Genomic DNA, 7,055 nt, shown 5'->3' with positions numbered 1-7,055 from the left:
GTAGGTCACCGCCGGGCCTTCTAAACACAGATCAACATATTCCCTGTTCAACGATTTGATGAAACCCCTGACCTTTATCGGTCAGGGGTTTTGTCGTTTTGGGAGAAGAAAAGATTGGAATTTCCGCCGGTTAGAGAACGAAATCAAACCGACCTGTCAGCGGGGATTTGCTGTTGTCAAGTGTGACCAGCAAGCGCGCATCAAACTGATAATCGTCATCATTTCGGGCATCGCCGGGAAAGAATATCTGCGTTGTCAGGACATCAGTATCCGGGCCCTGTACCTTGAAATGGATATGTCGGCTGCGCCCGGGATAGAGACCCGGCATGATTGTCGCAAAGGTCCAGCGACCGCTTTGATCGGTTTTCTGATGGCCGCGCAGATAATAACCACGGTTGTCATAGCGGCCCTGATCATCGGCCTGCCAGATTTCGATCAGGGCGTCGGGAACAGGCGTGCAGTCCTGTTGCAGGACATAGCCGCCGACCACGAAAGGCGTCCCGGCATTCCGGTTTTCAGTTATGTCGGTACGTTCGGGGCTTTGGGGCGAAAAATAGGGGCCTTCGAAGGTTGACGGGGTGGGTTCGGGGGCATCATGACAGGCGGGCGTGCGATCAAGAATTTTCTGATCGGCACGCGCCAGGCCCGGCCCAAAGCCCAGCCCCGGAGGCAGAAAAAGCAGGGATGTGCTTAAAGCGGCCTGTTTGATGATGTTTCTGCGGGTGGTCATTTTGCGTGGCACCTTTGTCATCAGGATCGGGGGCATCAGGATTGGGCCGATTGGGTAGCGAAGGGCATATGCAGCAATTTCGTGTCGGTCAGGGTGCGAAAGGCGTTGGCGACGGCACCACCGGTCATGGGCACGCCGATTTCACCGGCCCCTGACGGCGCGGCACCCGATTCAACGAGACTGACCTCGATTTCCGGGACTGCATCGATCCGCATCGGTTCATAATCATAGAAATTGTTTTGATCGATTTCGCCGTTGGTGAAGCTTGAGCGTTCGCGCATCAGACCGGACAGGCCGAAAATGATGCCGCCTTCGATCTGGGCGATACAGTTGTTCGGGTGGATTGCAATACCGGGATCAACCGCAGCCCAGAATTTGTGAACGCGGACAAAGCCGGTATCAGGGTCCTTTGAAACTTCGGCGACGCCCGCACCCAGCGTTGTTTTGTAACCGGCAAAGGAAAGGCCATGTGCGCGTCCCGCCGGAGCATTGCCAAAATTCGACATGCGGACAGCTTCTTCAAGGACGGCAAGCCCCCGCTGGCTGTTGCGCAGCAACCGGCGTCGGAAATCGACCGGATTTTTGCCGACTGTGAGGGCAAGTTCATCAATGAAACATTCCCGGGCATAGCAATTGATCGCCCAGCCAATACCCCTCCATGCGGAAACACGGGATTGTCGATCCATCAGGACATGTTCGGCCAGAAAATCATCGATTGCGTAATCGGTGCTTTCGGTTCCTTCCTTGACGAGCAGATCGCGACCATTGGCCGTGGCCCAGCGCTGTGGGGCGGCAAATTTGAAAATCGAGGGGCTGGCAACGCGGTGCCGCAGTGCCGTGACATCGCCGTTGGCATCCAGTGTGGCAGAAAGGTGATGCGCGGTTGCCGGGCGCAACCATGCGTTTTTGACATCATCTTCGCGGGTCCAGATCAGTTTGACCGGTCGTTTGACGGACCGCGAAACCAGAACCGCATCCTTGAGCAGATCGCGGGCAAAAAAGGTCCGCCTGCCAAAGGCACCGCCCATCTGCATGGCGTTGAAACGGATTTTGTCGGGCGTTGTATCAAGTGCCTGAGCCGCGGCCATGATGGACAGAGTCTGGCTTTGCGTGCCGAGCCAGACTTCGGCCCCGGTGCCATCGGCGTCAACATTGGCGACCGCACACAGGGGTTCCATCTGGGCGTGATAGACATGTTCGGTCGTGTAGGTGGCGGTTATGAAGTTGGCACTATTGCGGTCAAGCATCGCAGGCGCATCGCCGCGACGTTCCCAAGCCGTGGCGGGATGTGACAGATCTTCTGCCGCGGATTTGAGTTCGGCGAGTTCCTGATCGCTGTTGGCAGCGCGGAAGGGGGATGTTTCCGACCATGTGACAGATAGAAGATCACGCCCGGCAAGGGATGATTCGAGCGTGTCGGCAACGACAACGACGCTGTTTTCCAGTGAAATGACATCAAGCACGCCGCTTGTCTGGCGGGTTGCGGTGTCATCGATTGCAACGGGTGTTTCGCCTTCGACCGGGGCGAGAAGCTGGGTGGCGTAGACCATGTTCGGCAAACGGACATCGATGGAATATTTCGTTTCGCCGCGGGTTTTATCCGGAATGTCGTGGCGACCGACATTCTGGCCGATAATGCGCCAGTCCCGGCGCGGTTTGAGGTCGGCCTCGGTTATGTCGGGTACGTCGGTGACGATGTCATTCAGGGCCGCGATCTGGCCATAGGATATTGTCTGGTTGCTGGGACGGTGAATGACGGTTCCGGCATCGGTTACGAGTTCCGATACCGGGCAGTTCCATGCCTGTGCGACGCTATGGAGCATGATGCGCCGTGCATGTGCGCCAGCAAGGCGAAGCTTGGTGAAATATCCTTCGACCGACGAACTGCCGGCGGTAAACAGGATGCCGCCTGTCTTCGGGTTGCTATATATTTCGAGCGGACCCTGATTGATCTGCTCGACCGTGACTTTTGACCAGTCGGCGTCAAATTCCTCCGCCAGAATCATCGGCAGGGAGGTCATCACACCCTGACCCATTTCGGTGGAGGCAAAACGCAGGGTGACGGTGTCATCCGGAGTTATCGTGATCCAGGCATTGACGTCATGGTGGGGGGCGGCGATGGCGTTGCGTCCGAAAATGCTGACGCTGCCGCCAGCCAGAAGGGCAAATCCCAGTGACCCGGACCCGATCAGGAAGCCGCGGCGGTTCGGATTGAAGATGGGGGTCATGGTCATGCCTCCTTCGATGCGCGTTCAATGGCGCGAATGATGCGCGGATAGGTCCCGCAGCGGCAGATATTGGCCGCCATCCAATCAACGATTTCCGCGCGCGAGGGGTTTGGCGTGCTGTTGAGAAGGGCGGCGGCGCGCATGATCTGCCCCGATTGGCAGTAACCGCATTGCGGGGTCTGTTCGGCGATCCAGGCTTTCTGCAACGGATGGGTCCCGTCGGGCGAAAGCCCTTCGATGGTGGTGATTTCGGTGCCAACGGCATCCTCGGCCAGCATCTGACAGGCGAAGGTTGCCTCGCCATCAATATGGATCGTGCAGGCACCGCACATGCCCGCCCCGCATCCGAATTTCGTGCCGGTCAGGCCAAGATGTTCACGCAGGACCCAAAGAAGCGAAGTATCAGGTTGCGCGGCGAAGTCGATTTTCTTGCCATTGACGTTCAGGGAGGGCATCGGTCTCTCCTCTTATGCGTGAAGTGCTGGTTATTGCGTGGATAAAAATTCGATGATCGCAGCGCGCTGGGCCGGGTCGGGCACGCGGATGGTCATTCTGGTACCCGCGACGACGTCGCGCGGATTGGCCAGAAAGGCATCGAGCGTTTCGGAATCCCAGATCAGACCGGACTGGCGCAGCGCGTCGGAGTAACGGACACCGTCAAGGCGGGCTGCGGGTTTGCCGGTGATATCGTTCAGGGACGGGCCGGTGCGGTTTTCACCAGCATCAAGCGCGTGACAGCCGCCACAGCGCAGCCGAAACAGCCGTTCGCCATCGGGTTGTTGGGAATGCGCGGCAATCGGGAAAAGGAAGATGCCGGCAGACAGGAGGATTGTCGGGAGTTTCATATATCGTCGTCCTTGGCGTTTTCTTTACGGGAAGGGCGATCTGCGCCAAAGAAGGCTACGGGATGAGGATCAATAAGAGAATTGCTATAATTCTTATTGAACTGGTAAGTTGATGTTTCTAATCGATCAAGGAGGGTGAACCAGTATCTTTCGGCACCTTCCATGCACAGGGTTTGATGCAGAGCCATGAAGAAGCTGAATTTCGGTGATCTTGAAGCGTTTGTTGCGATTGCAAAGGCGGGCAGTTTTCGCAAGGCGGCGATTGACCGGGGGGTGTCGGGACCGGCGATGAGTCAGGCGCTGCGTAACCTTGAGGAACAGCTTGGCGTCAGGCTTTTGAACCGGACAACGCGCAGCATCGCCCTGACCGAGGCGGGGGAGCAGCTTTTGGGGAAGCTGTCGATTGCGTTCGAGACAATTGGAAGTGCGGTCGAGGCGACCAAAACCCAGCATGGCAATGTAACCGGGCGTTTGCGCATCAATGCACCGGCCCCGGCTGTGGAATTCGTCCTGGCCCCGGTGGTGCCGGAATTCCTTGCAGCGTATCCCGGTGTTTCGGTCGAACTGATTTCGGATGCCAACCGGGTCGATATGGTGGGCGAGGGGTTTGATGCCGGGGTGCGGTTTGGCCGCGATATCGATGCAGACATGATCGCCGTGCCGATTGGCGGGGCGCTTCGTTATATCGTCGCGGGATCACCGGATTATCTGTCGCGGCGCGGCGTACCCGGCCACCCGAAGGAACTGGTGGAGCATGATTGCATCCGGTTCCGGTTTCCCAGTGGCAATATCTTTGACTGGAGTTTTCGCAAGGGGGAAGAGGAATACACGCTGACCCCCGATGGGCCCTATACGGTGAATGATGCCCATCATGCGGTGCGTGCGGCCTGTGCCGGTGTCGGGCTTTCGTGGACATTGATCGACTTTGCCCGACCGGATATTGAGGCAGGAAGGCTTGTTCAGCTTCTGGATGACTGGACGCCCTATATCAATCCCTGGTCGCTTTATTATCCGAGCAAACGGCATATGCCCGCAGCCCTGAGAGCCTTCATCGATTTCCTTAAAGCGCGAAAAATATAACGGCAGTCATCCGGCCTCTAAGTGTGATGCGGTGCCGCCCCTGATCACGCCAGCGTGAGAGTATGTGCCTTTTCTCTCACAGCCGTTTGATGCGGCGTGTGCGAAAGGTGCAGTGACCATCCCGGGGTTGCCTCTTAGGGTTGAAACATCGTCAAACGGGCGATCAGGTTTCACGCAAGAAGGATGACATCATGAAAAACGCATTTGTATTGGGTGCAGCACTTTCGGCCGCGGTTTCGCTTGCGGCGGTTACCCCGGCGCAGGCACAGGGGGCCAAGGAAAAATGTTTTGGCGTATCGCTTGCCGGGCAGAATGACTGTGCGGCCGGGCCGGGCACCACGTGTGCGGGCACGTCGAAGGTCGATTATCAGGGCAATGCCTGGAAGCTGGTTCCGGCCGGGACATGCGAGGATATGAGCTTTACGACGGCGGATGGCCGAGAGGTTATGGGCAGCCTTGAGGCGCTTGATCGCGATCTTCCGAAATCCTGATGTGATCATGCCGATCCGCCAATGCGGGTCGGCATCCTTTTTCCGGGAGCTTGCTATGATCAACAGCCAAAGCAGCAGATTGCCAAACCGGGCCGGTGTCGGTTTCAAGGGCGAACATGCCAATGATGTGTTCGGGCAACCGAAACAGGTCGGCTGGTTTGAAATCCATCCGGAAAATTACATGGTCGCGGGCGGGCCGCGTCTGGCGGTGCTTGAGGCATTGCGCGCGGAGTATCCGGTTTCGATGCACGGGGTTGGATTATCGCTTGGCGGCGGGGAAAGGCTTGATCCCCGTCATCTGGCCGATCTCAAGCGTCTGGTGGACCGGTTTGAGCCCGCCATGCTGTCGGAACATATTGCATGGTCAAGCCATGACGGGCTTTATATGGCCGACCTTTTGCCGACACCGATGACGCAACAGTCGCTTGATCAGTTGGTTGAGGCGATTGACGAGGTGCAGACGGCAGCAGGGCGCAAAATCCTGATTGAAAATCCGACCTCGTATCTGGCGCTGCCGCAAAACTCGATCCCGGAAATCGACTTTATCACAGAGGCCGCGCGACGTTCGGGCTGCGGGGTTCTGATTGATGTAAACAACATTTACATTTCTGCCTGCAATCTGGGCTTTGAGGCCAGCGATTATGTCGATGCGATCCCCGGTGATCTGATCGGGGAAATCCATCTGGCAGGGCATGAGGCGGATGCGAATACCCATGAGACGGTTTTGATCGATACCCATTCACGCCCGGTGGCCGATCCGGTCTGGGCGCTGTTTGATCGACTGATTGCGCGGATTGGCGCGCGGCCGACCCTGATTGAATGGGATAATGATGTGCCTGATTGGGCGACGCTTCGGGCTGAGGCGGAACTTGCGGATCGGCATCTTGCGCGGTTTTCGGGGGCTGACCCCTTGCGGGTGGCGTCATGAGCGACGTTGAGACCTTTCAGGTGGAATTTTCCCGCGCGTTGATGGCGGGCGATCCGTCGGCGCGGCCCGTGGGCCTTGATCCGGCGATGGCGGGACGGTTTGCGATTTATCGCAACAATGTCCATCGCGGGCTTGGTGATGCGTTGATGGCGGCCCATCCGGTGGTGGCGAAGCTGGTGGGGGAGGATTTCTTCCGGGCGATGGCGCAGGGCTTTTTCCGGGCGGAGAAAACACGCACCGGGTCGCTTGCGCTTTATGGCGCCGGGTTTGCCGATTTCGTCGATGGTTTCGATGCGGCGGCGTCAGTGCCGTATCTTTCCGATATTGCCAGGCTGGAGCGCGCAAGGCTTGAGGTGCTGCATGAAGCCGATGATGCGGTGCTTGATGCCGGGGCACTTGCGGTTTTTGGGGATGATCTGGCGGCCTGCCGGTTTGTGGCGCGTAGCGCGTGCCGTTTGGTGGGCTCAGCCTTTCCGATCCATGCAATCTGGGTGCGGCAGCAGGCAGACAGCACGCAAGCCGCCCCGATTGTGCAGCAGGCGGAAAATGTCCTGATCACGCGGCCAGGCATGACGGTGCGCCAGATCGTGCTGGATGACGCGGGCACGGTATTTGCCCGGTGTCTTCTGGACGGGAGGACGGTTGCCGATGCTTATGACGCGGCAATCGCACGCGATCCGCAATTTGATGTGACATCGGGCTTTGCCCAACTGATTGCCGCCGGGGCGTTTGCCGGTTTGAGGGAGATATAAA

Annotated in this window: 8 protein-coding genes and 1 rRNA gene (1 of these 9 running past the window's edge); 5 read left to right on the top strand and 4 right to left on the bottom strand. The window is 58.1% G+C overall.

Annotation, left to right across the window (positions count from 1 at the left end):
- A 5S ribosomal RNA gene (gene rrf, locus LG297_RS11630) occupies positions 1-17 on the top strand (it extends 98 nt beyond the left edge of the window).
- A gap of 113 nt (positions 18-130) precedes the next feature.
- Here the strand turns inward: rrf and LG297_RS11625 are convergent.
- From LG297_RS11625 to LG297_RS11610, 4 genes are read right to left on the bottom strand one after another with little or no spacing between them, the layout of a single operon-like run.
- Positions 131-730, bottom strand: a complete 600-nt coding sequence (locus LG297_RS11625) for an intradiol ring-cleavage dioxygenase (RefSeq protein WP_404420378.1) — start codon at positions 728-730, stop codon at positions 131-133.
- Positions 731-765: 35 nt separating this feature from the next.
- Entirely contained in the window at positions 766-2,958 is a 2,193-nt protein-coding gene (locus LG297_RS11620; RefSeq protein WP_404420376.1) for a molybdopterin cofactor-binding domain-containing protein, read from the bottom strand.
- A 2-nt stretch (positions 2,959-2,960) separates the two neighbouring features.
- Positions 2,961-3,413, bottom strand: coding sequence for a (2Fe-2S)-binding protein (locus tag LG297_RS11615; RefSeq protein WP_404420374.1), 453 nt, complete (start codon positions 3,411-3,413; stop codon positions 2,961-2,963).
- A gap of 30 nt (positions 3,414-3,443) precedes the next feature.
- Entirely contained in the window at positions 3,444-3,803 is a 360-nt protein-coding gene (locus tag LG297_RS11610; protein ID WP_404420372.1) for a c-type cytochrome, read from the bottom strand.
- Between the two features lie 186 nt (positions 3,804-3,989).
- On the opposite strand from LG297_RS11610, the gene LG297_RS11605 reads away from it, so the two are divergent.
- The 4 genes from LG297_RS11605 to LG297_RS11590 all read left to right on the top strand — a co-directional run bounded on the left by LG297_RS11605 (position 3,990) and on the right by LG297_RS11590 (position 7,054).
- A complete protein-coding gene (locus tag LG297_RS11605) occupies positions 3,990-4,883 on the top strand; it encodes a LysR family transcriptional regulator (RefSeq protein ID WP_404420370.1) in 894 nt (297 codons plus the stop codon).
- Positions 4,884-5,074: 191 nt separating this feature from the next.
- Positions 5,075-5,374 (top strand): DUF2282 domain-containing protein, encoded by a 300-nt coding sequence (locus LG297_RS11600; protein ID WP_404420368.1) that lies wholly within the window; start codon positions 5,075-5,077, stop codon positions 5,372-5,374.
- Positions 5,375-5,429: 55 nt separating this feature from the next.
- Positions 5,430-6,302 carry a DUF692 family multinuclear iron-containing protein gene (locus tag LG297_RS11595; RefSeq protein WP_404420366.1) on the top strand — a complete coding sequence of 291 codons (873 nt, stop codon included), beginning with the start codon at positions 5,430-5,432 and terminating at the stop codon, positions 6,300-6,302.
- Positions 6,299-7,054 (top strand): putative DNA-binding domain-containing protein, encoded by a 756-nt coding sequence (locus LG297_RS11590; RefSeq protein WP_404420364.1) that lies wholly within the window; start codon positions 6,299-6,301, stop codon positions 7,052-7,054. Before LG297_RS11595 ends, LG297_RS11590 begins: the two co-directional genes overlap by 4 nt.
- Position 7,055: the final 1 nt, after the last annotated feature.

Source organism: Thalassospira australica (assembly GCF_044790785.1).
Taxonomy (GTDB): domain Bacteria; phylum Pseudomonadota; class Alphaproteobacteria; order Rhodospirillales; family Thalassospiraceae; genus Thalassospira; species Thalassospira australica_A.
The sequence above is the reverse complement of the archived record's forward strand: the minus strand, read 5'-3'. Positions and strand labels throughout refer to the sequence as shown.

Coding starts and splice junctions, on each gene's coding strand:
- LG297_RS11625 (WP_404420378.1), bottom strand. CDS start 730: ATGACCACCCGCAGAAACATCATCAAACAGGCCGCTTTAAGCACATCC.
- LG297_RS11615 (WP_404420374.1), bottom strand. CDS start 3,413: ATGCCCTCCCTGAACGTCAATGGCAAGAAAATCGACTTCGCCGCGCAA.
- LG297_RS11600 (WP_404420368.1), top strand. CDS start 5,075: ATGAAAAACGCATTTGTATTGGGTGCAGCACTTTCGGCCGCGGTTTCG.
- LG297_RS11595 (WP_404420366.1), top strand. CDS start 5,430: ATGATCAACAGCCAAAGCAGCAGATTGCCAAACCGGGCCGGTGTCGGT.
- LG297_RS11590 (WP_404420364.1), top strand. CDS start 6,299: ATGAGCGACGTTGAGACCTTTCAGGTGGAATTTTCCCGCGCGTTGATG.
- LG297_RS11620 (WP_404420376.1), bottom strand. CDS start 2,958: ATGACCCCCATCTTCAATCCGAACCGCCGCGGCTTCCTGATCGGGTCC.
- LG297_RS11610 (WP_404420372.1), bottom strand. CDS start 3,803: ATGAAACTCCCGACAATCCTCCTGTCTGCCGGCATCTTCCTTTTCCCG.
- LG297_RS11605 (WP_404420370.1), top strand. CDS start 3,990: ATGAAGAAGCTGAATTTCGGTGATCTTGAAGCGTTTGTTGCGATTGCA.